Source organism: Fibrella aquatilis (assembly GCF_017353255.1).
In the GTDB taxonomy this organism is placed as follows: Bacteria; Bacteroidota; Bacteroidia; order Cytophagales; family Spirosomataceae; genus Fibrella; species Fibrella aquatilis.
Genome location: NZ_JAFMYU010000061.1, coordinates 1 through 375, shown reverse-complemented (window position 1 = coordinate 375; position 375 = coordinate 1). Strand labels below are relative to the sequence as shown.

The following is a 375-nucleotide window of genomic DNA, read 5'->3' as shown; positions in this document are numbered from 1 at the left end:
CAGTATCGAGGCCCAGGCACCGGCCAGCAGCACCTCTAACTCCCCTTGTGGGGCACTAAATGGTTCCTGTGCTGAGGCTACTGACAAGGTTCGGTTGGCTAGCGCCTGGCGGTCGAGTTTACCGTTGGCCGTCAGGGGTAAGTCGTCGAGCACCAGCAGTTGGGCGGGCACCATGTAGGCGGGCAGGGTCTGACCCAGCGTGGCTAGCAGCGCACTGGTGTCAGCATCGATGAGCGTGCCCGTCAGGTAGCCCACCAGTTGCCCACTGCCCGCCGCCTGCACCACCGCCGCCTGGGCCACCCCCGTCTCACCCAGCAGCGCACTCTCGATCTCGCCCAGTTCGATGCGGAAGCCCCGCAGCTTGATCTGCGTGTC

General features: G+C 65.3%; 1 protein-coding gene. It reads right to left on the bottom strand.

What is annotated here, in order from left to right:
• Nucleotides 1-375: AMP-binding enzyme (locus tag J2I48_RS28135; RefSeq protein WP_445451885.1), on the bottom strand; the 375-nt coding region annotated here is incomplete at both ends.